Annotated in this window: 26 protein-coding genes, 4 tRNA genes and 1 pseudogene; 12 read left to right on the forward strand and 19 right to left on the reverse strand. The window is 20.4% G+C overall.

Annotated features, from left to right (window positions below):
* Positions 1-12: 12 nt before the first annotated feature.
* Positions 13-1,698, forward strand: coding sequence for a 2-succinyl-5-enolpyruvyl-6-hydroxy-3-cyclohexene-1-carboxylic-acid synthase (menD, locus tag H0H56_RS02805; protein ID WP_238858470.1), 1,686 nt, complete (start codon positions 13-15; stop codon positions 1,696-1,698).
* Here the strand turns inward: menD and H0H56_RS02810 are convergent.
* The 4 genes from H0H56_RS02810 to H0H56_RS02825 all read right to left on the reverse strand — a co-directional run bounded on the left by H0H56_RS02810 (position 1,670) and on the right by H0H56_RS02825 (position 5,815).
* Positions 1,670-2,260 carry a SanA/YdcF family protein gene (locus H0H56_RS02810; RefSeq protein ID WP_317167317.1) on the reverse strand — a complete coding sequence of 197 codons (591 nt, stop codon included), beginning with the start codon at positions 2,258-2,260 and terminating at the stop codon, positions 1,670-1,672. The two genes, menD and H0H56_RS02810, sit on opposite strands and share 29 nt — an antisense overlap.
* Positions 2,261-2,285: 25 nt before the next feature.
* A complete protein-coding gene (locus H0H56_RS02815; protein ID WP_394798894.1) occupies positions 2,286-2,693 on the reverse strand; it encodes a hypothetical protein in 408 nt (135 codons plus the stop codon).
* Positions 2,694-2,851: 158 nt separating this feature from the next.
* Positions 2,852-5,557, reverse strand: coding sequence for a preprotein translocase subunit SecA (locus tag H0H56_RS02820; protein WP_185873816.1), 2,706 nt, complete (start codon positions 5,555-5,557; stop codon positions 2,852-2,854).
* Between the two features lie 24 nt (positions 5,558-5,581).
* Positions 5,582-5,815: a DUF2795 domain-containing protein gene (locus tag H0H56_RS02825; RefSeq protein WP_185873817.1), complete on the reverse strand. Its 234-nt coding sequence runs from the start codon at positions 5,813-5,815 to the stop codon at positions 5,582-5,584.
* Positions 5,816-5,978: 163 nt separating this feature from the next.
* On the opposite strand from H0H56_RS02825, the gene fmt reads away from it, so the two are divergent.
* Both fmt and H0H56_RS02835 read left to right on the forward strand, forming a co-directional pair.
* On the forward strand, positions 5,979-6,938 hold the full coding sequence (fmt, locus tag H0H56_RS02830) for a methionyl-tRNA formyltransferase (protein WP_185873818.1): 960 nt from the start codon (positions 5,979-5,981) through the stop codon (positions 6,936-6,938).
* Between the two features lie 69 nt (positions 6,939-7,007).
* Entirely contained in the window at positions 7,008-7,274 is a 267-nt protein-coding gene (locus tag H0H56_RS02835; protein ID WP_185873819.1) for an HU family DNA-binding protein, read from the forward strand.
* 61 nt (positions 7,275-7,335) lie between these two features.
* Here H0H56_RS02835 and pdxH read toward each other — a convergent pair whose 3' ends face one another.
* Positions 7,336-7,983, reverse strand: a complete 648-nt coding sequence (pdxH, locus tag H0H56_RS02840) for a pyridoxamine 5'-phosphate oxidase (RefSeq protein WP_185873820.1) — start codon at positions 7,981-7,983, stop codon at positions 7,336-7,338.
* 102 nt (positions 7,984-8,085) lie between these two features.
* On the opposite strand from pdxH, the gene H0H56_RS02845 reads away from it, so the two are divergent.
* The 4 genes from H0H56_RS02845 to pheT all read left to right on the forward strand — a co-directional run bounded on the left by H0H56_RS02845 (position 8,086) and on the right by pheT (position 11,356).
* Positions 8,086-8,159 (forward strand) — tRNA-Met (locus tag H0H56_RS02845).
* Between the two features lie 22 nt (positions 8,160-8,181).
* Positions 8,182-8,469 (forward strand): hypothetical protein, encoded by a 288-nt coding sequence (locus H0H56_RS03075; protein ID WP_238858471.1) that lies wholly within the window; start codon positions 8,182-8,184, stop codon positions 8,467-8,469.
* A gap of 164 nt (positions 8,470-8,633) precedes the next feature.
* Positions 8,634-9,299 (forward strand): DNA polymerase III subunit beta, encoded by a 666-nt coding sequence (locus tag H0H56_RS03080; protein WP_238858496.1) that lies wholly within the window; start codon positions 8,634-8,636, stop codon positions 9,297-9,299.
* Positions 9,296-11,356, forward strand: coding sequence for a phenylalanine--tRNA ligase subunit beta (pheT, locus tag H0H56_RS02855; protein ID WP_185873821.1), 2,061 nt, complete (start codon positions 9,296-9,298; stop codon positions 11,354-11,356). The genes H0H56_RS03080 and pheT overlap by 4 nt, the downstream gene beginning before the upstream one ends.
* Here the strand turns inward: pheT and H0H56_RS02860 are convergent.
* On the reverse strand, positions 11,353-12,792 hold the full coding sequence (locus tag H0H56_RS02860) for a glycine--tRNA ligase (RefSeq protein ID WP_185873822.1): 1,440 nt from the start codon (positions 12,790-12,792) through the stop codon (positions 11,353-11,355). The two genes, pheT and H0H56_RS02860, sit on opposite strands and share 4 nt — an antisense overlap.
* 20 nt (positions 12,793-12,812) lie before the next feature.
* Positions 12,813-13,760 (reverse strand): thioredoxin-disulfide reductase, encoded by a 948-nt coding sequence (gene trxB, locus H0H56_RS02865; protein ID WP_185873823.1) that lies wholly within the window; start codon positions 13,758-13,760, stop codon positions 12,813-12,815.
* 56 nt (positions 13,761-13,816) lie between these two features.
* Here trxB and H0H56_RS02870 point away from each other — a divergent pair, with 56 nt between their 5' ends.
* A complete protein-coding gene (locus H0H56_RS02870) occupies positions 13,817-14,242 on the forward strand; it encodes a type I restriction enzyme HsdR N-terminal domain-containing protein (protein WP_185873824.1) in 426 nt (141 codons plus the stop codon).
* Here the strand turns inward: H0H56_RS02870 and gap are convergent.
* The 6 genes and pseudogenes from gap to fabZ all read right to left on the reverse strand — a co-directional run.
* The gene (gene gap / locus H0H56_RS02875; protein WP_185873825.1) at positions 14,239-15,258 is read right to left on the reverse strand and encodes a type I glyceraldehyde-3-phosphate dehydrogenase; all 1,020 of its coding nucleotides are present in this window, start codon (positions 15,256-15,258) and stop codon (positions 14,239-14,241) included. The genes H0H56_RS02870 and gap overlap by 4 nt on opposite strands.
* An 18-nt stretch (positions 15,259-15,276) precedes the next feature.
* Entirely contained in the window at positions 15,277-17,073 is a 1,797-nt protein-coding gene (gene lepA, locus H0H56_RS02880; RefSeq protein WP_185873826.1) for a translation elongation factor 4, read from the reverse strand.
* 20 nt (positions 17,074-17,093) lie between these two features.
* Positions 17,094-17,166: transfer RNA gene (locus H0H56_RS02885), tRNA-Arg, on the reverse strand.
* A 5-nt stretch (positions 17,167-17,171) separates the two neighbouring features.
* The gene (gene pth / locus H0H56_RS02890; RefSeq protein WP_185873827.1) at positions 17,172-17,768 is read right to left on the reverse strand and encodes an aminoacyl-tRNA hydrolase; all 597 of its coding nucleotides are present in this window, start codon (positions 17,766-17,768) and stop codon (positions 17,172-17,174) included.
* The gene (gene sucD / locus H0H56_RS02895) at positions 17,765-18,649 is read right to left on the reverse strand and encodes a succinate--CoA ligase subunit alpha (RefSeq protein WP_185873828.1); all 885 of its coding nucleotides are present in this window, start codon (positions 18,647-18,649) and stop codon (positions 17,765-17,767) included. The genes pth and sucD overlap by 4 nt, the downstream gene beginning before the upstream one ends.
* Positions 18,650-18,762: 113 nt before the next feature.
* Positions 18,763-19,266 (reverse strand): annotated as a pseudogene (gene fabZ, locus H0H56_RS02900) (3-hydroxyacyl-ACP dehydratase FabZ); the annotation flags it as partial.
* Between the two features lie 258 nt (positions 19,267-19,524).
* Between fabZ and rpmH the strand changes: the two are divergent.
* Complete coding sequence (gene rpmH, locus H0H56_RS02905) at positions 19,525-19,674, forward strand: 50S ribosomal protein L34 (RefSeq protein ID WP_185873830.1); 150 nt, start codon at positions 19,525-19,527, stop codon at positions 19,672-19,674.
* A 3-nt stretch (positions 19,675-19,677) separates the two neighbouring features.
* Here rpmH and H0H56_RS02910 read toward each other — a convergent pair whose 3' ends face one another.
* Entirely contained in the window at positions 19,678-20,823 is a 1,146-nt protein-coding gene (locus H0H56_RS02910; protein ID WP_185873831.1) for a M14 family zinc carboxypeptidase, read from the reverse strand.
* 86 nt (positions 20,824-20,909) lie between these two features.
* On the opposite strand from H0H56_RS02910, the gene H0H56_RS02915 reads away from it, so the two are divergent.
* Both H0H56_RS02915 and H0H56_RS02920 read left to right on the forward strand, forming a co-directional pair.
* The gene (locus H0H56_RS02915; protein ID WP_317167305.1) at positions 20,910-21,677 is read left to right on the forward strand and encodes a type II CAAX endopeptidase family protein; all 768 of its coding nucleotides are present in this window, start codon (positions 20,910-20,912) and stop codon (positions 21,675-21,677) included.
* Between the two features lie 44 nt (positions 21,678-21,721).
* On the forward strand, positions 21,722-22,639 hold the full coding sequence (locus H0H56_RS02920) for a ribonuclease Z (RefSeq protein WP_185873833.1): 918 nt from the start codon (positions 21,722-21,724) through the stop codon (positions 22,637-22,639).
* A gap of 19 nt (positions 22,640-22,658) precedes the next feature.
* Here the strand turns inward: H0H56_RS02920 and H0H56_RS02925 are convergent, their stop codons facing one another.
* Positions 22,659-22,958, reverse strand: coding sequence for a ribosome-binding factor A (locus H0H56_RS02925; protein ID WP_185873834.1), 300 nt, complete (start codon positions 22,956-22,958; stop codon positions 22,659-22,661).
* A gap of 116 nt (positions 22,959-23,074) precedes the next feature.
* Between H0H56_RS02925 and H0H56_RS02930 the strand changes: the two genes are divergently transcribed.
* Positions 23,075-23,148: transfer RNA gene (locus H0H56_RS02930), tRNA-Ile, on the forward strand.
* Between the two features lie 13 nt (positions 23,149-23,161).
* Here H0H56_RS02930 and H0H56_RS02935 read toward each other — a convergent pair.
* From H0H56_RS02935 to H0H56_RS02950, 4 genes are all read right to left on the reverse strand, one after another.
* Positions 23,162-23,235: transfer RNA gene (locus tag H0H56_RS02935), tRNA-Arg, on the reverse strand.
* A 3-nt stretch (positions 23,236-23,238) separates the two neighbouring features.
* Complete coding sequence (rpmA, locus tag H0H56_RS02940) at positions 23,239-23,496, reverse strand: 50S ribosomal protein L27 (protein ID WP_185873835.1); 258 nt, start codon at positions 23,494-23,496, stop codon at positions 23,239-23,241.
* A 22-nt stretch (positions 23,497-23,518) separates the two neighbouring features.
* Complete coding sequence (gene rplU / locus H0H56_RS02945) at positions 23,519-23,839, reverse strand: 50S ribosomal protein L21 (RefSeq protein ID WP_185873836.1); 321 nt, start codon at positions 23,837-23,839, stop codon at positions 23,519-23,521.
* A 6-nt stretch (positions 23,840-23,845) separates the two neighbouring features.
* Positions 23,846-25,081: an aminotransferase class V-fold PLP-dependent enzyme gene (locus H0H56_RS02950; protein ID WP_185873837.1), complete on the reverse strand. Its 1,236-nt coding sequence runs from the start codon at positions 25,079-25,081 to the stop codon at positions 23,846-23,848.
* Positions 25,082-25,087: the final 6 nt, after the last annotated feature.

Genomic DNA, 25,087 nt, shown 5'->3' on the forward strand with positions numbered 1-25,087 from the left:
TATTATATCCTGATGATATATTCTAATAAAAAAATTGTACAAAGTTTAGGAGAAATTTTAATAGCAAAATCTATTAATCAAATAATTATTTCTCCAGGATCTAGAAATGCTCCAATTATTATACATTTTACACAAAATAAATTTTTTAAAACTTATAGTATTGTTGACGAACGTTGTGCTGGTTTTTTTGCTTTAGGAATTGCACAACAAATTAAAAAACCTGTAGTACTTAGCTGTACCTCTGGATCTGCTGTCGTTAATTATTATCCTGCAGTCACAGAAGCATTTTATCAAAAAATGCCTCTTATTTTTATTACAGCAGATCGTCCTCAAGAAATTGTAGATATATTTGAAGGACAAACTATTTATCAAAAAAATATTTTTAAAAATCATGTAGTAACTTCTATACAATTAACAGAAGATGAATCTAAAATAGGATTATGGTATAATGATCGATTAATTAATGAATCAATTAATAATTGTATTTTAACAAATAAACCAATACATATAAATATTCCTTTTTCAGAACCTCTTTATGGAACTACTAATTTTTTACAAGTAAAACCTAAAATTATTCATTCTTTCTCTATAAAAAATTATTTTTATAAAACTAAATATTATAAAAAACAAAAATATATATGGAAAAAATCCAAAAAAAAAATGATTTTATTAGGTTTATATCATTCAAAAAAAAAAATGGAAAAATTTTTAAAAAAATTAAATATAGATCCTTCTATTGTAATTTTTACAGATAATACATCTAATATCGATGGACATTTATTTTTTTCTTGCATAGATAAACTAATTGTAAATATGAAAGACCAAGATTGGATTCAATTTAAACCTCATATTTTATTAACTATTGGTGTAAATATTTTATCAAAAAAAATTAAATTCTTTTTAAGAAAATATCCTCCGAAATATCATTGGCATATAGAAGATAATTTAAAAAATTATCCAGATACTTATTATCAATTAACTCATTTTTTTCCTATAAAACCAGAAATATTTTTTAATTTTTTTTATACTAATGATTTAATTGATTCAGATTATAAACATAAATGGGAAATATTAAGAATAAATTTAAAAAAAAAAAATAATTTTTTTCTAAAAAAAGAAAAAAGTTTTTCAGATCTTAAAGTATTATTTTTAATTTTTAAATTTATTCCAGATCATTCTATTTTGCAATTAGGAAATAGTACTATCATACGATATTATCAACTTTTTGATGAAAAAAGATCTACAATACAATCATATTGTAATAGAGGAACATCAGGAATAGATGGATCTCTTTCTACTGCTATAGGTTTTTCTGTAAATAGTAAAAAAAGAGTAACTATAATTATTGGAGATATAAGTTTTTTTTACGATAGTAATGCTTTATGGAATAATTATATACCAAATAATTTTAGAATTATATTAATTAATAATGGAGGAGGAAATATTTTTAATATTATAAAAGAAAAAAAATTATCTAAAAAAGTAATTAATTTTTTTGTAACGAAACATATTTTTACTGCAAAAAAAATTTGTGAAATGTATAATTTTAAATATAAAAAAGTATCCAATATTTTTTCTTTAAAAAAAAGTTTATCCATTTTTTGGAATACATCAAATTCCCCTTTTCTCTTAGAGGTAAATACTAAACCGTATAATAATGCTAAAATTTTTAAAAAATATTTATCATATCTTTCTTAAGAAGAAAAAGATTCCATAAAACTTTAATTCTAGCAAAAATTTCTCTTAATTGTATTTTAAAATCAAAAGAAAGACTTTTTGCATTAAAACCTATAACATCTAATCCTAAAAATTTACTAATAAAAATAGCTCTTTCATTATGAAATTTTTGAGAAATAATAGTAAATTTTTTTTTATTAAATATTTTATATACTCTTAATATAGAATGTAGAGTACTGATACCAAAAAAATCTTCATATATTAAATATCCAGGAACTCCTTTTTTCATTAATTCTTTTTTCATCATTTTTGGTTCATTATAATTTTTATTTCTGTTATCTCCACTAACAATAATATAACGAATCTTTTTATGAACAAAAAGTAAATAAGCCGCATCTATTCTATATTTAAAATAAGCATTTACACCACCTCCATATAAATATTTAGAAGTACCTAAAACAACACCAAATTTATTATATGGGATTTTATTAATACTATCATAACTATTTTTTATGGAGCATAAACTTATTCCAATATAACAAAAAATAATAAAAAAAGATGTAATAAAAAATATCTGTTTTATTTTTAATAAAAAATACTATCGTTAATTAAAAATTATTATTTTCTAGAACCCATTCTCCATTTTTTAAAAAAGAATCTACTTGTTTAAATTTTATATTTTTAATTTCCCCTGTAATTAAATGACGAATATTAATTTTTATATTTCTACCTATTTTTTTTCTATTTTTTTTTAAAAAAGAATCAATCATTTTATTATTAATGCAAATAATATCATTTTTTATGATAGTAAAATTAAGGAAAAAAGAAATAATTTTTTTATTAATTTCATAAATTCTTTCTTGAAATAAATGAAAAGCATTTTGTTTATAAACTATCAAAGGATCTTTTTGTTCAAAAACAGCGTTTTGTACTGAATATCTTAAACTATCCATTTCTCTTAAATGTTCTTTCCATTTATCATCTAAAAAATACAATATAATTTTTTTTTCTAACATAGATAATAAAAAAAATCCATTACTATCATAAATATCCTTTATATTTGAAATATAACTGATATGAATTCCTTCATGAATTATTATTATATGAAATTGATATTTTATTATACTATTTATTTCTTTTAATAAAGATATTTTTGGTAAAATATATTGATTAATTATTTTTTTTTTTTCTTTTTATAAAAATTCAAAATTATATTATGAAGTTTATCAATACAATAACTATCTTTATAAGAAAAAAATTCTGTTTCTTTAAATGGAAATTTTATATGAAAAATTTGAAAAAATTCATATTCTAAACTTTTAAAATCATTAACAAATTGATTTATTAATATTTCTAATAGATGATATATCATATTATAAATATCTAAACTTAATTCATCTTCACATAAAGCATTTTTTCTTTTTTGATAAATAAATTCTCTTTGTTTATTAATTACATCATCATAATCTAATAAACGTTTCCGCATACTAAAATTATTACTTTCTATTTTTTTTTGTGCTCTTTCTATAGATTTTGTTAATAATGAATGTTGTATGATATCACCTTCTTTATGTCCAAAATGATCCATTAATTTAGATAATCTTTCTGAATCAATAAATAAGCGAATTAAATTATCTTCTAAGGATACATAAAATTGAGAACTACCAGGATCTCCTTGTCGACCTGAACGTCCTCTTAATTGATTATCCACTCTTCTAGAATCATGTCTTTCTGTTCCTAAAACAGCTAATCCTCCATATTGTATTACTTCTTTAGATAATTTTATATCCGTACCTCTTCCTGCCATATTAGTAGCTATAGTAACAGATCCAGGAAAACCAGCTTTTGCTATAATTTCTGCTTCTTTATCATGTAATTTAGCATTTAAAACGTTATGAGATATTTTTTTAAATTTTAAAGCTCTACTAAGAAATTCAGAAACTTCTACAGAAGTAGTTCCAACAAGAATAGGACGTTTTTTTTTCTTAGATAGAAAAATAATTTTTTCTATAATAGCATTATATTTTTCACGTTTAGTTTTAAAAACAAAATCTTGAAAATCTTTTCTTTGTATTTTTTTATGTGTTGGAATTACTACTACATCTAATTTATAGATATCCCAAAATTCATTAGATTCTGTTACAGCAGTTCCTGTCATTCCAGATATTTTTTTATACATTCTGAAATAATTTTGTAAAGTAATTGTTGCAAAAGTTTGACTAGGAGATTCTATATATACATTTTCTTTTGCTTCAATTGCTTGATGAAGACCATCAGAATAACGTCTACCTTCCATAATGCGACCAGTTTGTTCATCTACTATTTTTACTTTTCCATTTAATACTACATAATCTATATTTTTTTCAAATAAAGTATACGCTTTAAGTAATTGATTAATAATATGTAATCTTTGTAATTTAATTGTAAAATTTTTTAAAAGTTTTTCTTTTTCTTTAATTTCTTTTTCTTTTAAAAGATTTTTTTTTTCTAATTCAATTATTTCTAAATTAATATCAGGAATAATAAAAAAACTTGTATTTTCTGCATTTTTAGATAAAAATTCAATTCCTTTATCTGTTAATTCTACAGTATTATTTTTTTCATCAATTACAAAATATAAATCTTTATCTACTTGATACATTTCTCTTCCATGATCTTGTAAATATTGACTTTCTACTTTTTGTAAAAGTAAACGAATATTATCCTCATTGAGAAATTTAATTAAATATTTTTTTTTAGGTAAACCTCTATATGCTTGAAAAAGTTTAAACCCTCCTAATTTTTTATTTCCAGATTGAATTAAATTTTTAGATTTTATAAAAAAATTTTTTACTTCTATATTTTGTTTATTAATAAGATCTTCTACTTTTTTTTTAAAAAATTTAAATTCATTTCTATTATCTTTATCTGAAATTACGGGTCCTGAAATGATTAATGGAGTACGAGCTTCATCTATTAAAACAGAATCAATTTCATCTATAATAGCATAATTTAATTCTCTTTGAACCAAATCTTCTTTAGAAGATACCATATTATCTCGTAAATAATCAAAACAAAATTCATTATTAGTTCCATAAGTAATATCAGCTAAATAAGCTTTTTTACGCATATAAATATTAGAAGATGGATAATGATCAATACAATCTACTGTTAATCCATGAAATTCCATTAAAGGTGCCATCCAATTAGCATCTCTTTTAGATAAATAATTATTCACTGTTACAATATGTACTCCTTTTCCAGGTAAAGCATTTAGATAAGCTGTTAATGTTGCTACAAATGTTTTACCTTCTCCTGTAGCCATTTCAGCAATTTTTCCTTGATGTAAAACAATCCCTCCCATTAATTGAACATCATAATGAACCATATCCCAAATAATAGGTTTTCCATATGCATCCCATTCATTTGTCCAAATGGCCATATTATTATGTAATTTTACATAAGATTTACTTTTTGAAATTTTTTCATCAAATGGAGTACATGTTACTACAAGTTTTTTTTTTTCTTTAAAACGTTTTGCTGTTTCTTTAATTACAGCAAAAGCTTTATATAAAAGATGATTTAATATTTTTTTTTCTTCTTTATCATATTCTTCTTTATTTTTTTCTTTTTGAAAAGAAAAATTTTCTAAAGAATTTAAAGAATAAGATTTTTTTTTGATTTGTTCAATAAAATATTTATTTTTTTTAAAAAATTTTTTAGTATAATTTTTAATAATTTTTTTAAATTCTTTGGTTTTATTTCTTAATTCATCATCTGATAAAAATGATATTTGTTTTTCTTCTTTTTTAAGATAAATTAAAATTTTCTTAACCTTTTGAAGATCTTTTTCATTTTTATTTCCTAATAATTTATTAAATATTGTTCTAAATAAACTCATTTTAATATTTTATAATACAAAAATTTAAAGTTCATATTCATCTCTATTCCAATAAAAATCTTCATCATCACGTGGATAATCAGCCCAAATATCTTCTATTGATTCAAAAACTTCTCCTTCTCCATTTTCTAATTGTTGAAGATTTTCTACTACTTCTAATGGAGCTCCAGTTCTAATAGCAAAATCAATTAATTCATCTTTTGTCGCTGGCCAAGGTGCATCTTCTAAATGAGAAGCTAATTCTAAAGTCCAATACATATAATTATTATTTATTTTATTAAATAAAATAAAGATTCAAATTTTTTTCAAAAATACTAAAAAAATTATATTGATTTTATTTTCAATAAATAATAATTTTTTTAAAAAATTTTAAAATAAAATTAGTGATTTTAAATTAAAAAAAATTAAATATTATTTTTATATGAAAAAATATCCTAGGATTGTTTTTATAGGTTCTACTTTTTTTTCTTTTTTTTCTTTAAAAAAATTATATATAAAAAAATATAATATTGTAGGGATTATAACAAATCCAAATCCACCTAAAAATAAAAAAAGAATATCTATTGATTACATCAAACAATATGCACTAAAAAATCATATTCCTATTTTACAGCCGAAAAATCTTATTGATCCTTTTTTTTTAAAAATATTGAAAACTTGGAAAGCGGATATACAAATTGTTGTTGCTTTTCGTTTTTTACCTAAAGTAGTTTGGAATTATCCAAAAATGGGGACTATCAATTTACATGCATCTTTACTTCCACAATATAAAGGAGCAGCCCCTATTCATTGGGCAATTATCAATGGAGAAAATATAACAGGATTAACTACTTTTTTTATTAATAATAAAATAGATTCTGGAAAAATTATTTTTCAAAAAAAAATAAAAATAAAAAAAAATGAAACTTATGGAGAACTTGAAAATAAATTAAAAAAAATAAGTATTTTTTTAATTATAAAAACATTAAAAGGTCTTATAAAAAAGACAATTCAACCTATTAATCAAAAAAATATTCATTCTTCATTGTTAAAATATGCTCCTAAGATATCTACTAATTATTGTAAAATTGATTGGAATACTCCATATATTAAGGATATTTATAATAAAATTAGAGGATTAAGTCCTCATCCAACTGCATGGACTTTATTATTTTTCAATAAATTTAAATTTGTTAGATTTAAAATTTTTTTTGTGAAAATAATAAAAAAAATACATAAATTTCCAATTGGATTAGTTTTTTTTTCTAAAAAAGAAATGAAAATTTCAGTCAATGAAGGTTTTGTATCTATTATTGAAGGACAAATAGAAGGTAAAAAAAAAATGAATATTAAAAATATAATAAATGGATTTAAAATAAAAAAAAATTTATTTGTTCAGTAAATAATTTTTTTTACTCAAACATATTAATTCATTTATATTTGTTCTCATTCATTAGAATATTAATAATTTATGAACAAAACAGAATTAGTAAATTCAATAGCAGAAAAAACAGAAATTACAAAAATAAAAGTAAAAAATGTTATAGATGCATTTATTGAAACAGTAATTAAATCTTTAAAAAAAGGGAATAAAGTTACTTTAGTTGGATTTGGAACTTTTTCTATAATAGAAAGAAACCCTAGGAATGGAATTAATCCTAGAACAGGAAAAAAAATTTTTATTCCAGGAAAAAAAGTAGCTAAATTTAAAATAGGAACAGAATTAATAAATTTATAAATTTTCTTTCCATAAAAGAAAAATATTTTTCTTTTATGGAAATATTTTTAATTTAAAAAAATTATGGAGATAATCTATATAATTTCCATTTATTTTTTTTAATTAAATGATAAACTAATCTATCATGCAGTCTATGAGGTTGTCCTTGCCAAAATTCCATTTTGTATGGATGAACTACATATCCACCCCAAGAAAAAGGACGTTTTATTTTTTTATTTTTAAAATATAATTTCCATTTATTATATTGATTTAATAAATAATTTTTTGATGGAATAATAGAACTCTGTTCAGAGGCCCAACATCCTAATTTATTTTCTTTAGGTCTTTTATAAAAGTATTCATCTGATTGATAATTTGATAATTTATGAACATTTCCTTTAATAATAATTTGTCTTTCTGTCTTCTGCCAATAGAAAGATATACAAACTTTTGGATTTTTTTGAATAGATCTTCCTTTAAAACTTCTATAATTTGTATAAAAGAAAAAACCTTCTTCAGAATATTTTTTTAATAAAACAATTCTTGTTTCCGGACATTTATCATTTCCTATAGTTGAAATAGACATAGCATTAAGTTCTTCATTAAAAGAATTTTTTTTTTCTTCTAAAAACCAATTATGAAATAATTTTAAAGGACTTAAAGGAACTATTGATTCTATTAAAGAATTTTTTTTATAAATTTTTCTATAATTACTTAAATCAAAAATCATAATATTTTTTTTTATTCTTAAAAAAAAAGAACTAAAAATATATTAACTTTAAATTTCAATTTTTTTATACAATATTAAAAATTGATTATTATTTTTATAATAGGCGTGATAGCTCAGTTGGTTAGAGCGTTGGATTCATAACCCAGAGGTCGGGGGTTCAATTCCCCCTCACGCTATTTTTTTAAAAAAAAGTAGAACATGTATTTTTCTGTTTCTAGCTTTTATTTATTACAAAAATTAAATTTTTTATCTAAAATTATAAATACTAAAAATTATTCAGGATATTTTACTTTTAAAATTTTAGAAAAAACATTAATTATTTTAATTTCAGATTTAGAAAATAATATTATCACTACAAAAGTTAAAATATGTGTAAAAAAATATTCAAAAGAAAAAATAAATATTCCTATAAAATTAATAATACAATTACTTAAAACTTTTCCAAAAAAAACTATTATTTCAATAAAAAAAAAAAAGATATATTAAATATTTTTTATAAAAAAATAAATTATCCAATTCCTATTTTTAAACAAAAAAATAATAATCTAAAAATAAATTGTAATAATAATTTAAAAATCATTATTTTTTCAAAAACACTATTAAAAATTTTAAATAAAACTTTATATTCTATTGATTATTTTAACCCTATTATAAATGGAGTAAATTTTCAATTTACTCCATTTGGAGCTACTTTTGTAGCTACAAATACTTATATATTAGTAAAATATACTATAAATTACTTAAAATTTAATCATTATATAAATTTTACTATTTCTAAAAAATCTTTAAAAATTATTAAAAATATTTTAATTAATAATAATTATATAAAAAAAATAATTATTGAATATAATCAAATTGATTTAGTAAAATTTAAATTTAAAAATAAAATTTTTTTATGTAAAATTATTAATAAAAAATATCCAAATTATAATTATGTTATTCCTAATTATAATTATACAAATAATGAAAATATTTCATTAAAAATTAATCGTATTTTATTTTTAAATTCTATTAAAAGAATATCCTTATTTACTAAAAAAAAATTTATTTTTTTTTCATTTAAAAATAATAAAATAAAAATTTATGCAAATAATACTTCAATATATAATTATTTAAACATTGAATTTATTAATAATAATTTTAAGTATGAATCTATAAAAATTGGTTTTAATTATAAATATTTAATAAATATATTATCTTCTTTACATGAAAATTTTATTAATTTTGAATTTTATCATTTAAACAAAATAGGTTTATTTAAACAAAATAATAAAAAAGAAAATATTTTAATATTGATAATGTCCATTATAATATGAAAATATCATATCATTGGTTACAAAAATATATTCCTTTAAACATTAATATAAATAAAATTTCATATTTATTAAATGATATCGGTTTTTATGTAAAAAAAATAAAAAAAGTTATTATAAATAATAATATAAAAGATTTTATTTTAGATATAGAAATTACTCAAAATCGTTCAGATGCTATGAGTCATTATGGAATAGCTCGTGAATTATATATTATTTTAAAATTTCGTAATTATAAAAATATTATTTCTTTAAATAAACCTACTATAAATTATTTACAAAAAGATATTGATAAATATTTTTTAAAAATTTTTATTGAAGAAAAAAATCAATCTATTAGATATTCCGGAGTTGTTATTTCTGAAATAAAAATTAAATCTTCTCCAGATTGGTTAAATTTTAAATTAAAATCAATAGGAATAAAACCTATAAATAATATAATAGACATCATAAATTTTGTAACCTATGAATTAGGTCAACCTATACATGTTTTTGATATGGATAAAATACAAGGAAGAAAAATATTTATAAAAAAAATTAATAAAAAAATTATTTTTCAATCTGAAGATAATATAAAGAGAGAATTAAATGAAAAAGATTTAATAATTTCTGATGATCAAAAACCTTTATCAATAGCTGGAATTATTAATAGTAATATTTCTAATATTCATCATATAAAAACTAAAAATATTTTTTTAGGAAGTATTTATTTAAATCCTAAAATTATCCGTTCTATCGGATTAAAACATTTTATTAATACTGATGCTAGATTTAGATTAGAAAAAGGAGTTGATCCAAATCAAACTTTTTATGCTTTACAAAGAACTGCTAATCTTATAAAAAAAATTATAAATGGAAAAATTAGTTCAGATTTTATGGATATTTATCAGAATCCAATTATTCCTTTAAAAATTGTACTTCGATATCAAAAAATTAATGATATTTTAGGAAAAAAAATTTCTAAAAAAAAAATTAAAAAAATTTTATTGTTACTTAAAATTATAATTATATCTGAAAATGAAAAATCATTATTAGTTTCTATTCCTTCTTATCGAAAAGATGTTAGAAGAGAAATAGATTTAATAGAGGAAATATTACGGATATATGGAATTCATAAAATAAAAGTATCTAATAATATAAAAATTAGCCCACTTCCTAAATTTTATCCTAAAGAAAATATACAAAATATTATTTTAAATCAATTAATTAATTATGGATTTCAAGAAATTATTAATTTACCAATGATTAATAAAAATGAAAAAAATTTGTCCCATAAAAAATACATTAAAATTATTAATCCTATAAATAAAAATTATCATTATCTTCGTACAAGTTTATTATTTGGAATAATAAATAGCATAAAATATAATTTTCATAGAGGAAATTATAATTTAAAATTTTTTGAAATAGGTAAAATTTATTTTAAAAAAAATAATCAATTTTTAGAAAAAACTCATTTAAGTATTGCTATTTCACAAATAGAATATAAAAAAAAAAATACAACAAATTTTTTCTATTTAAAAGGAATTATAGAACAAATTTTTCAAAAAATTGGAATTGTTAATTATACTCAAAATATTTCTTATCATACTTTTTTAAAAAATAATTTATCTATTAAATATAAAAATAAAAATATTGTAGATATAGGAAAAATTAAAATGAATTGTTTAAAAAATAAAGAAATATTTTATGCTGAAATAGATTGGGAATATTTAATCTCAATTAATAAAGAAAAAAAAATTATTTTTATTCCATATTCTAAATATCCCATTGCAAAACGAGATTTATCTGTATTAGTAGATAAAAAAATTTCTTTTGAAAAAATACATCAACTTTTAAAAAAAAAAGAAAAAAATTTTATTAAAAAAATTAAAATATATGATTTATATGAAGGAAAAAATTTACCAAAATTTAAAAAATCTTATACTATAAGTTTTGTTTTTGAAAATATAGATGGAACATTAACTGATATAATAATTCAAAATATTATGAATAAAATAGAAATATTTTTAATCAAAAAATTACAAGCACAAATTAGAGGTATTGAATCAAAAAATTAAATATAATTAGATAATTTTTTTAAAATTTTTTTCATTCCTGTTTCTTTTTCTATAAAATTAGAAATTTTTTTTATTGGAATTCGTTTTTGTTTCATCGAATCTCTATATCTCATAGTAACTGTATTAGTAGTAATAGTATCATAATCAATAGTAAAACAAAGAGGGGTTCCAATAGCATCTTGTCTACGATAAAGTTTTCCAATAGATGGATTTTTATCATAAATTAATTTATAATCAATTTTAATTTCATTAAATATCTTTTTAGCTATTTCTGGCAATCCATTCTTTAAAACTAATGGAAATATTGCTGCTTTAATAGGAGATAAATAATTTGGAATTTTTAATATAATACGATAATTTCCATTTTTTAATTTTTCTTTTTTTAAAGAAGAAGAAAATATAGCTAAAAAAAGACGATCTACTCCTAATGATGTTTCGATTACATAAGGAATATAACTTTGAAATTCTTTAAAAACTCTAATTTTTTTATTAGAAAAATTTTCATGTCTTTTTAAATCAAAATCTCTACGACAATGTATTCCTTCTAATTCTTTAAAACCAAAAGGAAAATGAAATTCAATATCTGTTCCAGCACTAGCATAATGTGCTAATTGACGATGATCTTGTAATTGATAATTTTTTTCTCCTAAATTTAATTCTAAATGCCATTTTAAACGAAATTTTTTCCAATATGTATACCATTTTTTTTCTTCTTTTGGAAAAATAAAAAATTGCATTTCCATTTGTTCAAATTCACGCATACGAAAAAGAAATTGTCTTGCAATAATTTCTTTTCTAAATGATTTTCCTATTTGAGCAATTCCAAATGGAATTTTCATTCTACTAGATTGTTTTACATGAGAAAAATTAGAAAATATTCCTTGAGCAGTTTCTGGACGAAGAAATAAAACATCTTTTTCATTTTTTTCTGAAATTTTAAACATCATATTAAACAAATGTACATCACTCCAATTATTAGATTTACATTTAGGATCTAAAATATTTAATTCCTTAATTAATAAACGTATACCTACTAAATCATTTTTTTTTAAAAGGTGATTCAACCTAAATAAAATTTTTTCTTTTTTAGGATAATTATTTTTTAATAAAAATTCTTTAATTAAAATATCTGGACGATATCTTTTTTTAGAATCTTTATTATCTATTAACAAATCATAAAATTTTTTAATATGACCAGAAGCTTTCCAAATATTGGAATGCATTAAAATAGAAGAATCTAATCCTACAATATTATCATGCAGTTGAGTCATAGATTTCCACCAATATTCTTTAATATTATTTTTTAAATCTACACCATATTGTCCATAATCATAAATAGCATTTAATCCTCCATAAATTTCACTAGATGGATAAATAAAACCATAATTTTTGGCATGTGATATTAAAAAATGTAAAAAATAATCATTTTTTTTCATAAAAAAATAATAATTTTTTTTTAACAACAAAAATATAAATATCTTTCTAAATCTAAAGCGGCCATACATCCAGTTCCAGCAGAAGTAATCGCTTGACGATAAATAGAATCTTGTACATCTCCCGCAGCAAATACACCTGGTTTATTAGTACAAGTAGTTCCTTTTTTAACAAAAATAAAACCTTTTTCATCTAATTTTAATTGATTTTTAAATAAATCCGTATTAGGATCATGACCAATAGAAATAAATAAACCACTAATAAAAATACTTTTATTAATTTTATTTTTTTTATTAAAAATTTTAATACCTTCTAAAAAATTATTTCCAAAAATTTCTATAATTTTAAAACCAAAATAAATATTAATATTTTTTATTTTTAAAATTTTTTTTTGTAAAAATTTAGATGCTTTAAAGTAATTTTTTCTAACTATTAAATATATATTTTTACAAATTTTTGATAAAAAAATAGCTTCTTCTAAAGCAGTATCTCCACCTCCTATAATAGCGACATCTTTTTCTTTATGAAAGAATCCATCACAAGTTGCACAAAAAGAAATTCCTAATCCCATAAATTTTTTTTCTTTATCTATTCCTAAAAATCTCGGTTTAGATCCTGTAGCAATAATAATTCCTTTACTTTCTATATAATTTTCATTTTCTATTTGAATACGATGTAATCCTCCTATTTCGTTAGATAATTTTACTTTAGTAATAGTTTTAGATATAATAATACTATTAAAACGTTCTGCTTGTTTTTTTAAATTTTCCATTAATTTATTTCCATAAATTCCATTATAAAATCCAGGATAATTATCAACATATGTTGTCATAGTTAATTGCCCTCCTGGTTGAAATCCTTCAAATAAAATAGGATTTAAATCAGCTCTAGAAGCATATATAGCTGCAGTATATCCAGATGGACCAGATCCAATAATTACACAATTTTTTATTTTTTTTCTTTTTAACATAAAAAAAATTTAGTAATAATAGCTATTATAAATAATTTTTTATTATTATTAAAGATATGTCTATTTTTAATTTTTGTATTAATCATTTACATTTAAAAAAAATAAACAATAAAATATTTATATATTGTATGATTAGAAAAAAATTCTATTCTTTTACTAAAGAAGAAATAACTCGTCAATATATAATTTTTTTTTTAAAAAAAAAAAAAAAATATTCTTCTATAAAAGTAGAATTTCCTTTTAAAATTAATCAATTAAATAAAAGATTAGATATTTTAGTTTTTTTTAGAAAAAAACCATATATAATTATTGAATGTAAAGCTCCAAATATTTTATTAACACAAAAAACATTTGATCAAATTTCTTTATATAATAAAAAAATTAAAGCTCCATATTTAATGATTAGTAATGGAATAAAAAATTTTATTTTTCAATCAAATAAATATAAAAAAAAGTATATATATATAAAATATATTCCTTAATTATTCATTTTATAACTATACTGAATCAGATCTATTAATTTATTTGAATAACCAACTTCATTATCATACCAAGATATAATTTTTATAAAAGTAGGATTTAACATAATACTAGAATTAGCATCAAAAATAGAAATTCTTTTATCTCCTATAAAATCTGTAGAAACAACAGCATCCTCTATATACCCTAAAATACCTTTTAAAGTAGTTTCAGATGATTTTTTCATATAATATTTAATTTTTTCATAAGTAGTTTCTTTTTTTAAACATGCTGTTAAATCTAATACAGAAACATTTGAAATTGGAACTCTAAAAGCCATTCCCGTTAATTTTTTATTTAAACTTGGAATAATTTTACCTACAGCATTTGCCGCTCCTGTAGATGAAGGAATAATATTAACTAATGAAGATCGTCCTGATCTCCAATCTTTTAAAGAAACTGAATCTACTACTTTTTGAGTAGAAGTAGAAGCATGTATAGTCGTCATTAATCCTTCTAATACACCAAAATTATCATTTAAAACTTTAACAATTGGAGCTAAACAATTAGTTGTGCAAGATGCATTAGATAAAATATCAGGATTATCCAATTTAATATTTTCATGATTTACTCCCATAACATACATAGGAATGTTATCCTCTTTTGGAGGAGCTGATAAAATAACTTTTTTAGCACCTGATTGAATATGTATTTTAGCTAAATTTCTAGTTAAAAAAATACCAGTGGATTCTACTACATATTTTATATTAAATTGCCCCCATTTTAAATTTTCAGGATTTTTTTCATTAGTTACTTTTATTTTTTTTCCATTTAAAATCAAATAATTATCTTTTTCTATACAAATCTCTCCTTTAAAAGGCCCATGAATAGAATCATATTTTAACATATAAACTATATATTGGATAGGGATTAAATCATTAATACATACTACTTGGATATTTTTTCTTTTTAAAGAAGACATCAAAACTAATTTACCTATTCTACCAAGACCATTAATTCCTATTTTAATTACGGACATATTTTTTTATTTTTTTTATTAATTTTTTACTTTTAAAAAAGAAATAAAAGCAGAAGCAGGTATTTCTACTTTACCTATTTGACGCATTTTTTTCTTTCCTTTTTTTTGTTTTTCTAAAAGTTTACGTTTTCTAGTAATATCTCCTCCATAACATTTATCTGTAACATTTTTTCTTAAAGCTTTTATAGTTTCTCTTGCTATAATTTTTCCAGAAATCGAAACTTGAATAGGAATACTAAATTGATGTTTTGGAATAATAATAGATAATTCTTTACATATTTTTTTTGCTATTACAAAAGCTTTATCTTTATGAACTAATAATGATAAAGGATCTATTTTTTGATGATTAATTAATACAATAATTTTTTTTAAATCGGATTTTCTATAATTTAAAAAATTATAATCAAAAGATGCATATCCTCTAGATATAGTTTTTAATTTATTATAAAAATCAAATATAATTTCAGATAAAGGCATTTCAAATAATATTTGAATTTTTTCTGATGTTAAATAATGTTGATTTTTAATCATATTCCCACGTTTTTCAAAACATAAAGAAATTATATTCCCTAAATATTCTTTTTTACTAACAATAGTAACGATAACATATGGTTCTTCTACCTTTTGTAATTTTTCCATATCAGGAAAATCTGAAGGATTATTTATTATAAAAAATTTATTCAATTTATTTTTTAAAAAAACTTTATAAGAAACATTAGGTATAGTAATAATAATAGAAATTCCATACTCACGTTGCAAACGATCTCTAATAATTTCCATATGAAGTAATCCTAAAAAACCACAACGAAATCCAAAACCTAAAGCTGGCGAAGAATCATGAGTAAAGGTAAAAGAGGCATCATTTAATTGTAATTTTTCTATAGAAGAATTTAATTCTTCATATTTTTCAGAATTATATGGATAAATACTTGCAAAAACCATAGGTTTAATTTCTTCAAAACTTTTAATTGCATTTAATGCTGGATTTTGAGCATCTGTAAGAGTATCTCCTACTTTTACTTCTTTTGGATTTTTAATTCCAGTTACTATATACCCCACATCTCCAGTTCTTATTATCTTTTTAGAAATACGTTTTAGTTTTAATGTGCCTATTTCATTAGCTATATGAATATGTCCAGTAGACATAAAACGTATTTTTTGTCCTGTTTTTAAACTACCATTAATTATTCTTAAATAAATGACTACGCCAATAAATGGATTATATATAGAATCAAATATTATAGCTTGAAGGGGAGCATTAGAATCTCCATTTGGAGGAGGAATACGTATAATTATTTGATCCAAAATATTTTTAATTCCTAAACCTTTTTTTGCACTTGCAGAAATAATATCTTCAGATTTACATTTAACTAAATCTACAATTTCTTCTATAACATTTTCATATTTTAAATTATATAAATCAATTTTATTTAAAATTGGAATAATAATTAAATTTTTTTTTAATGCTAAATCTAAATTAGATATAGTTTGTGCTTGTACACTTTTAGTACAATCTATTATTAATAAAGCTCCTTCACAAGAACTAATAGAACGGGATACTTCATATGAAAAATCTACATGTCCAGGGGTATCGATTAAATTTAATGTATAAATCTTATTTTTAAATTTATATTTCATTTGAACAGCATGACTTTTAATTGTAATCCCCCTTTCTCGTTCTAAATCCATATTATCTAATAATTGATTTCGATTACATTCTAATATAGTTTTTGTAAATTCTAATAAACGATCTGCTAAAGTACTTTTTCCATGATCTATATGAGCAATAATACAAAAATTACGAATATCATTCATACATAATTAATTATTTTTAACGACCTTGAAGGGGGTCGAACCCATGCCATAGGAATCGGAATCCTATATTCTATCCAATTAAACTACAAGGTCTTTGATTATTTTTTTAATTTATAATTAAATAAATTCATTGTTTTTTGTAATCCATTTCCAACAAATGAAAATATAATTTGTATAACAATTTCTAATTTAGAATCAATATTTTTTAATTCTTGTTTTTTCCAATTCCCTAATACATAATCTATCTTTTTTTTGATATATAAATTATTTTGAATACCAAAACGAATTCTTGGATAATGAGAACTACCTAATTCTTTTTCTATATTTTTTAATCCATTATGTCCTCCATCACCTCCTTTTCCTCGTAAACGAATATATCCAAATTTAAGATAAATATCATCAGATATAATAAGAATATTATTAATAGAAATATTTTCTTTATTCATCCAATATTTAACGGATACTCCACTTTCATTAACATAAGTCAATGGTTTTAAAAAAAAAATTTTTTTTTCTTTATAAATATATTCTGAAATAAAACCTAATTTTTTTTTTGAAAAAATTAATAAATATTTTTCTAAAATTTTATCTAAAATAAAAAAACCTAAATTATGTCTTGTTTTATGATATATATCTCCTGTATTTCCTAACCCAATTATCAAAAATTTTTCTTTTTTTTTACTAAAAAAAATCATTGAGATAGAATTTGATTAACTTTCATTCCTATATCTGCAGGGGATGTTACTATATGAATTCCACATTTTTTCATAATACTCATTTTTACTTCTGCCATTTCAATTTTTTTACCAATAATAGCACCAGCATGCCCCATTTTTTGTCCTATAGGAGCAGTTTTACCTGCAATAAAACCTATTATTGGTTTTTTATTTTGTTTTTTATTATTTTTAATCCATTCTGCAGCATCTATTTCTAATTTACCTCCTATTTCTCCTATTATAACAATACATTCTGTTTCAATATCTTCTAAAAATAATTTTAAAATATCTTTAATATTCATTCCAATTACAGAATCTCCTCCTATCCCAATAGCAGTAGAAATTCCATATCCATATTTTACTATTTGATCAGCTGCTTCATAAGTAAGAGTCCCAGATCTAGAAATAATTCCTATTTTTCCTTTTTTTTTAAATACTAAATTTGGCATAATTCCTACTTTAGATTTTTTAACGGAAATAATTCCAGGACAATTTGGTCCTATTAACTTTGATTTTTTTCTTTTTAAGAAATATTTTACTTTCATCATATCAGATACAGGAATTCCTTCTGTAATACAAATAATTAATTTAATATCAACACTAATAGCTTCCATAATAGCATCTGAAGCAAATTCTGATGGAACAAAAATAACACTAATATCTCCATTAGTTTCATTAACAGCATCATACATAGTGTTAAAAATAGGAATACCTAAATAAATTTTTCCACCTTTTCCTGGTGTAACTCCGCCAACTATAGAAGTTCCATAATGAATCATTTGTTCAGTATGAAATAAACCTTCTTTTCCTGTTAATCCTTGTACAATTACTCTATTATTTTCATTTATTAAAATACTCATAATACATATTCAACTAATTATTATTATAATTACTTATTCTTTCTATATAAGATTTACTATTTTTTAAAAATTGAATATTTTTCAATTTTTTTCGTATAAATGGATATCCTTTTTTAATATTTATATACATTATTTTTTATTTCATTTTTTACTAATTTTGCCATCACAATAGCTTCAACTACAAGTTTTGTATTTACATAACCTTTTCCTTTCATATGAATAATACCTCTTCTAATAGGATCTAATAAATCTACTTTTAATACTAATAAATCACCAGGAATTATTTTTTTTTTAAATTTAACTTTATCTATTTTTAAAAAATAAGTAGAATAATATTCTGGATTTTTCAATTTACTTAAAACAAAAACCCCACCAACTTGCCCTATAGCTTCTATTTGTAATACTCCAGGCATGATAGGTTCATTTGGAAAATGACCTATAAAAAAATATTCATTAATAGTAATATTTTTAATACCTATAATATAATTATCTGTGATATATAAAATTTTATCTACTAAAAGAAATGGTGGTTTATGTGGAAGAATTCTCATAATTTGATTAATATCAAAAATAGGTTTTTTGGTTAAATCAAAATCAATATTTTCTTTTTTTTTTAACATCTAATTATTTTTGATTATTATTTTTTTAATTTAAATTAAATTATTTTATAATTATTTTTATAAAATTTATAAAAAATATTCATAATTTTATTAAATTTTTTTTCAATTAAATTTGAAATATTATTTTTTAATGACTTTTTGGAGACGTTTTTATTTTTTTTTAATAGGTTTTATTATTGGTATAATTTTATTATATTTTCCTTTTTATATAAAAAAAATTATATTTATTTTTAATAATTTTTAAATTGATTTTTTATGAAAAGGACTTATCAACCTTCTAATAGAAAAAAAATGAATATTCATGGTTTTTTAAAAAGAATGAATACAAAAAATGGAAAAAATATTTTCTCTAGAAGAAGAAAAAAAAGAAGAAAAAAATTAACAGTTTCTTTTTTTAAAAAATAAAACTTATAAAAAATCAAATAATTTTATTTTTCCTATTTTAGGAAAAAAATTTTTTCTATTACAAAAAATTTCTTTATATGCAAAAAAATTTGATAAATCACCTATATCTACAATTTTATAAATTATATGAATATTTTTTTTAATAAAATCAAAATGATCGATATTTCTTATTCCTATATCTACCAAAAATTGATATTTTCCTTTTTGTATCTGAACATTTCTAAAAATTTTATCTAATAATTTTTTTTTATTTTCAGGAATAGAAAAATAATCTAAATATTCTTTTTCAAGATATTCTTCATTTTTTGAAAGTAAATAAAAACTTATTATTAAAGATAAAGCTTGATATTTTCTAATAATTTCTTTGTGAGGATCATTAGGTAAATTTCCAGCTTCAAAAAGAATACATGGAAAACCTTTTTTTTGTAAATTATCTCCAATAGCTGTAGGATATATTTCATTAGAAAATCTACCAATAGCCCCTTTTTTTGGTAAAAAAAATTTCATATTTTTTTCAATAGAAGAAATTAAACCCATAGATTGTTTACTTTTAAAAAATATTTTTTCATCTTTTTCTACATAAGGGGATAAAAAAGATAAAATAGCAGGATTAAAAAATTTATCTCCAATATTATAAATACTTCTTTGATCATGTAAATTAAATAAAATATTAGGTTTATGAACATAAATTTCATGTATTAATATTTTAATTTCTGGAGATTGTAAACGTATAGCATCTCTATTTAAATCAATATTAATTGCATTTCTTCTTTGAAAAATTTCAGATCCATCAGGATTTAATATAGGAATAAAAAAAATAGTTAAATTTTTTTTAAAAAATTTAACTAAATCATTATTTTTTTCTTTTAAAAAAAAATATAAAAGATCAAACATAGCTTTTGTCCCTGTAGTTTCATTACCATGCATTTGAGACCAAATAAAAATTTTATAATTTCCATTACCCCATTTCAATTTAAATATTTTTCTGTTTTCTATAGATAAGCCTATAGGAAGAATAGAACATATATTTTCATATTCTTTTATTATTTTTAATAATTTTGAATATGGAAAAAATCTAGAAGAAGGAATATTTCTATTTTTAATATTATTGTAATCTTGAAATAAAAAATTTATATTAAAATCCAACATAATAATTTTTTTTTATTAAAAAGTTTAATAAAATATATATTATATATAACGAATGAATTTTATGAATTATGAAGAATTATTTTAAAATGAATTATATAGAAGCATCTATACTAATTGTAGTATTTACTATTTTAAATTTTTTTAATATAATTTTTAGAAATTTATTAATTTCTATAAATTTACCTGAAAGTATAGTATTCGCAATATTATATACAATTCCCTTTATTTTATTATTTCTTTTTATATCTTATAAAATACAAAAAAATAATCTTATTTTAGATTTAACTTTAAAAATTTCTCCATGGTATATTTATATACTTTTTTTTTGTATAATGTTTTTTTTAATATTAATTAATGATTATATCACTTCTTTTGTTCCAAAAGAAGGACCAATATTAGGAAATATGTATAAAGAAATTGAATCTTTTTTAAAAGAAGAATCTAAAAATCCTATTCCTTTTTTTTCTACTACAATATTATTAGCCCCTATATGTGAAGAAATTCTTTTTAGAGGCATTATTTTAAATGGAATGTTAAAAAATAAAATACATCCATTAAAAGCTATTTTATTTTCTTCATTTTTATTTGGATTAACACATATGAATCCTTGGCAATTTGTAGGAGGATTAATTATTGGAAGTTTTATCGGATTTATTTATTTTACAACTACATCTATTATAGATTGTATATTACTTCATATATTTAATAATGCTTTGGCTTTATTTACTATGTTTTTTTTTATTAAAAATGAGAATATTATTTTTTTTAAAAATTTTAATTTTTTAGTATTTTTAATTATTAATTTTTTTATAATTATTAGTTTTTATTTTATAAAAAAAATAAAAAAATTATGAAAAAAAAATAAAATTATGTTATATAACATTGCCTTATATATTTTATGGAAAAACCTTCATTAACTATTTTAGGATGTCACTCTTCAATTCCTACAAAAAAATTTTATCCAACAGCTCAAATATTAAAAATGAAAGGATTTTATTTTCTTATTGATTGTGGAGAAGGGACTCAAGTTCAATTAAGAAAATCTAAAATTAAATTTAATAAAATTGTAAATATATTTATATCTCATTTACATGGAGATCATTTTTTTGGATTAATTGGATTGTTATCGACTTTTCATTTATTAGGAAGAGAAAAATCTATAAATATTTATGCTCCAAAAGGATTAAAAGAAATTATTTCTACTCATTTCAAATGGTCTTATACAAGACTAAAATATTCTATTGAATATATAGAATTATCTTCATATAAATTAGAAAAAATAATGGATAATGAATTAATAGAAATTTATACTATTCCATTAAAACATAGAATTTATGCTAATGGTTTTCTTTTCAAAGAAAAAATTAGTAATAGAAAATTAAATATGGAAAAAATAAATAAAATACCTTCTATTCAAATAAAAGATTATAAAAATTTAAAAATTGGAAAAAATTTTATTACTAATGAAGGAAAAATTATCCCTAATAATCAATTAACATTGGATCCTCCTAAAATATTATCTTATGCTTTTTGTTCAGATACATCTTATTATATTCCGATTATTGAACAAATAAAATATGTCGATTTATTATATCATGAATCTACTTTTTTAAAAAAAGAAGAAAAAAGAGCAAGACATACAGGACATTCTACAGCCTATCAAGCAGCTTATATCGCTAAAAAAGCGAAAGTAAAAAAATTATTATTAGGGCATTATTCTCATAGATTTCCTAATCTTAAAGAATTTGAAAAAGAAGCTAAAGATATTTTTTCTAACGTAGAAGCATCAATTCCTTTAAAAACATATTATTTATAATAATTGATAATATATAATGTTATGTTATATAAAAATGTAATATAGGAATTTTTTTTACACGATATCTAAGTTTTTGAGATAATTTTTTCCTATAAATTTTAGATTTTGAACATATTTCTTTTACAATATTTTGATCTAAAAAAGGATATATTCCTATATATACTTTTAAATATTCCATATTAGAATTTATACACACTTTTATTAAAGTTATAAAAAAACCTTTTTTATTTTCAATTTTATTATGAAATTCTTTTTGAAGAATTTCTGCTATTTCTATATAAAACAAAGAGGATAATTTTTTATTTTTAATAGAATTCATTTTTTATTATATTAAAAATAAATATTAAAATTTTTTAATACTAAAATTTGTAATAGGAAAAATTTTTTTGTAAAATTGCATTTATTTTCTTTTTTTTAAATTTTAATTTTATTTTAGGTCCCATAGCTCAGTTGGTTAGAGCACCTGACTCATAATCAGGGAGTCGCTGGTTCAAATCCAGCTGGGACCATTTTTTTTAATAATGACCGAGGAGGGATTCGAACCCACAACTTACAGTTTAGGAAACTGTTGTTCTATCCAATTGAACTACCCAGTCTAATTATTTTTTTTCTAAAATAGAAACAACAGATCTATCATTTTTTGTTTTTTTAAAACAAACAAAACCATCTTTTATCGCATATAAAGTATGATCTTTTCCTATTCCAATATTTTTTCCAGGAAAATGTTTTGTCCCTCTTTGTCGAACAATAATATACCCAGATTTAACATATTGATTCCCATAAATTTTAATACCTAACCTTCTACCTTTTGAGTCACGTCCATTTCTCGAACTTCCTGAACCTTTTTTATGAGCCATTTTAATTAAATTATTATTTTTTTTATTTTTCTAAAAATGAAATTACTTGAATTTTTGTAAAACTAGGTCGAAATCCATTTTTTACTTTATAACCTTTTCTTCTTTTTTTTTTAAAAATAATTATTTTTTTTCCTTTTAAATGTTTTAGAATTTTAACTTCTACATGAATATTTTTTAAAAAAGGTTTACCTATTTGAATTTCTCCATTTTTATAAAATAAAAAAACCTGTTTGAAAAAAATTTTTTCTTCTATATTTTTATTAGAATATTTAGGAATATAAACATATTTATCTTGAATAAGTTTAAATTGTTTCCCTAAAATATTAACAATTGCGTATATCATAAAATTTTAAGTATTTAATAAAATTTTTTTAGCTTTTAAAAGACCATCTCGTAAATAATTTATTTCTTCAAAAGTATTATATATAGAAAAACTAGCACGAATCATTCCTGTAACGTTAAAAAAATTCATTAAAGGTTGAGCACAAAGATGTCCTGTACGAACAGCAATTCCTAAACGATCTAAAATACTTCCTACATCAAAATAATGTAATTTATTTAAATTAAAAGAAATAATACTAGATTTTTTTTTATAATTAATAGATCCATAAAATTTAATTCCATCAATACTACTTAAACATTTTATTGCATACTTAATTAGTTTTTCTTTATAAAATTGTATATTTTTTACTCCTATTTTTTCTACAAAATCTATAGCTGCACCCCAAACTATAATTCCTTCTATATTTGGTGTTCCTGCTTCAAATTTAAATGGTAAATCAGAATAAGTAGTTTTTTTAAAATTAACATTTTTAATCATTTCTCCACCTGATTGATAAGGATAAAGAAGATCTAATATTTTTTCTTTTCCATATAAAATACCAATACCAGTAGGTCCATACATTTTATGTGCAGAAAAAACATAAAAATCCGTATTTAATTTTTGTACATCTAAATCTATATTAGATGGGACTTGTGCACCATCAATTAAAACTAAAGATCCATATTTATGTGATAAATCTATAATATCTTTTATAGAATTTATAATTCCTAAAACATTAGATATATGACTAATAGAAACTAATTTTGTTTTTTTTGAAATTAATAATTCAAAATCTTTAAAATTTAAACATCCATCTTTATTAAGAGAAATAATTTTTAAAAATGCTTCTTTTTTTTTACAAAGAATTTGCCATGGAACAATATTAGAATGATGTTCAAGATAAGAAATAATTATTTCATCCCCTTTTTTTATTAAAAAATTGATACTAGATGCTACTAAATTAATAGATTCTGTAGTTCCTTTAGTAAAAATAATTTCTGAATCATTTTTGGCATGAATAAATTTTTGAATTTTTTTTCTAACTAATTCTACCTGTAGAGTAGATTCTTGACTAAGAAAATGTGTTGCTCGATGAACATTAGAATTAATTTTAGTATAATAATTTTGAGATGCTTTAATAACTTTTAAAGGTTTTTGAGTCGTAGCCGCATTATCTATATAAACTAAAGGATTTGAATATATTTTTTTTTTTAAAATTGGAAATTGATTTCTAATTTCTTGAATTTGTTTTTCTGAAAACATATAATT

The sequence above is a fragment of the Blattabacterium cuenoti genome (assembly GCF_014252455.1).
Classification (GTDB): domain Bacteria; phylum Bacteroidota; class Bacteroidia; order Flavobacteriales; family Blattabacteriaceae; genus Blattabacterium; species Blattabacterium cuenoti_R.

What these genes read in the sequence shown, in the direction of transcription:
- menD (WP_238858470.1), top strand. Translation starts at nt 13, where the DNA reads ATGATATATTCTAATAAAAAAATTGTACAAAGTTTAGGAGAAATTTTA.
- H0H56_RS02815 (WP_394798894.1), bottom strand. Translation starts at nt 2,693, where the DNA reads ATGTTAGAAAAAAAAATTATATTGTATTTTTTAGATGATAAATGGAAA.
- H0H56_RS02820 (WP_185873816.1), bottom strand. Translation starts at nt 5,557, where the DNA reads ATGAGTTTATTTAGAACAATATTTAATAAATTATTAGGAAATAAAAAT.
- H0H56_RS02825 (WP_185873817.1), bottom strand. Translation starts at nt 5,815, where the DNA reads ATGTATTGGACTTTAGAATTAGCTTCTCATTTAGAAGATGCACCTTGG.
- fmt (WP_185873818.1), top strand. Translation starts at nt 5,979, where the DNA reads ATGAAAAAATATCCTAGGATTGTTTTTATAGGTTCTACTTTTTTTTCT.
- H0H56_RS02835 (WP_185873819.1), top strand. Translation starts at nt 7,008, where the DNA reads ATGAACAAAACAGAATTAGTAAATTCAATAGCAGAAAAAACAGAAATT.
- pdxH (WP_185873820.1), bottom strand. Translation starts at nt 7,983, where the DNA reads ATGATTTTTGATTTAAGTAATTATAGAAAAATTTATAAAAAAAATTCT.
- H0H56_RS03075 (WP_238858471.1), top strand. Translation starts at nt 8,182, where the DNA reads ATGTATTTTTCTGTTTCTAGCTTTTATTTATTACAAAAATTAAATTTT.
- pheT (WP_185873821.1), top strand. Translation starts at nt 9,296, where the DNA reads ATGAAAATATCATATCATTGGTTACAAAAATATATTCCTTTAAACATT.
- H0H56_RS02860 (WP_185873822.1), bottom strand. Translation starts at nt 12,792, where the DNA reads ATGAAAAAAAATGATTATTTTTTACATTTTTTAATATCACATGCCAAA.
- trxB (WP_185873823.1), bottom strand. Translation starts at nt 13,760, where the DNA reads ATGTTAAAAAGAAAAAAAATAAAAAATTGTGTAATTATTGGATCTGGT.
- H0H56_RS02870 (WP_185873824.1), top strand. Translation starts at nt 13,817, where the DNA reads ATGTCTATTTTTAATTTTTGTATTAATCATTTACATTTAAAAAAAATA.
- gap (WP_185873825.1), bottom strand. Translation starts at nt 15,258, where the DNA reads ATGTCCGTAATTAAAATAGGAATTAATGGTCTTGGTAGAATAGGTAAA.
- lepA (WP_185873826.1), bottom strand. Translation starts at nt 17,073, where the DNA reads ATGAATGATATTCGTAATTTTTGTATTATTGCTCATATAGATCATGGA.
- pth (WP_185873827.1), bottom strand. Translation starts at nt 17,768, where the DNA reads ATGATTTTTTTTAGTAAAAAAAAAGAAAAATTTTTGATAATTGGGTTA.
- sucD (WP_185873828.1), bottom strand. Translation starts at nt 18,649, where the DNA reads ATGAGTATTTTAATAAATGAAAATAATAGAGTAATTGTACAAGGATTA.
- rpmH (WP_185873830.1), top strand. Translation starts at nt 19,525, where the DNA reads ATGAAAAGGACTTATCAACCTTCTAATAGAAAAAAAATGAATATTCAT.
- H0H56_RS02910 (WP_185873831.1), bottom strand. Translation starts at nt 20,823, where the DNA reads ATGTTGGATTTTAATATAAATTTTTTATTTCAAGATTACAATAATATT.
- H0H56_RS02915 (WP_317167305.1), top strand. Translation starts at nt 20,910, where the DNA reads ATGAATTATATAGAAGCATCTATACTAATTGTAGTATTTACTATTTTA.
- H0H56_RS02920 (WP_185873833.1), top strand. Translation starts at nt 21,722, where the DNA reads ATGGAAAAACCTTCATTAACTATTTTAGGATGTCACTCTTCAATTCCT.
- H0H56_RS02925 (WP_185873834.1), bottom strand. Translation starts at nt 22,958, where the DNA reads ATGAATTCTATTAAAAATAAAAAATTATCCTCTTTGTTTTATATAGAA.
- rpmA (WP_185873835.1), bottom strand. Translation starts at nt 23,496, where the DNA reads ATGGCTCATAAAAAAGGTTCAGGAAGTTCGAGAAATGGACGTGACTCA.
- rplU (WP_185873836.1), bottom strand. Translation starts at nt 23,839, where the DNA reads ATGATATACGCAATTGTTAATATTTTAGGGAAACAATTTAAACTTATT.
- H0H56_RS02950 (WP_185873837.1), bottom strand. Translation starts at nt 25,081, where the DNA reads ATGTTTTCAGAAAAACAAATTCAAGAAATTAGAAATCAATTTCCAATT.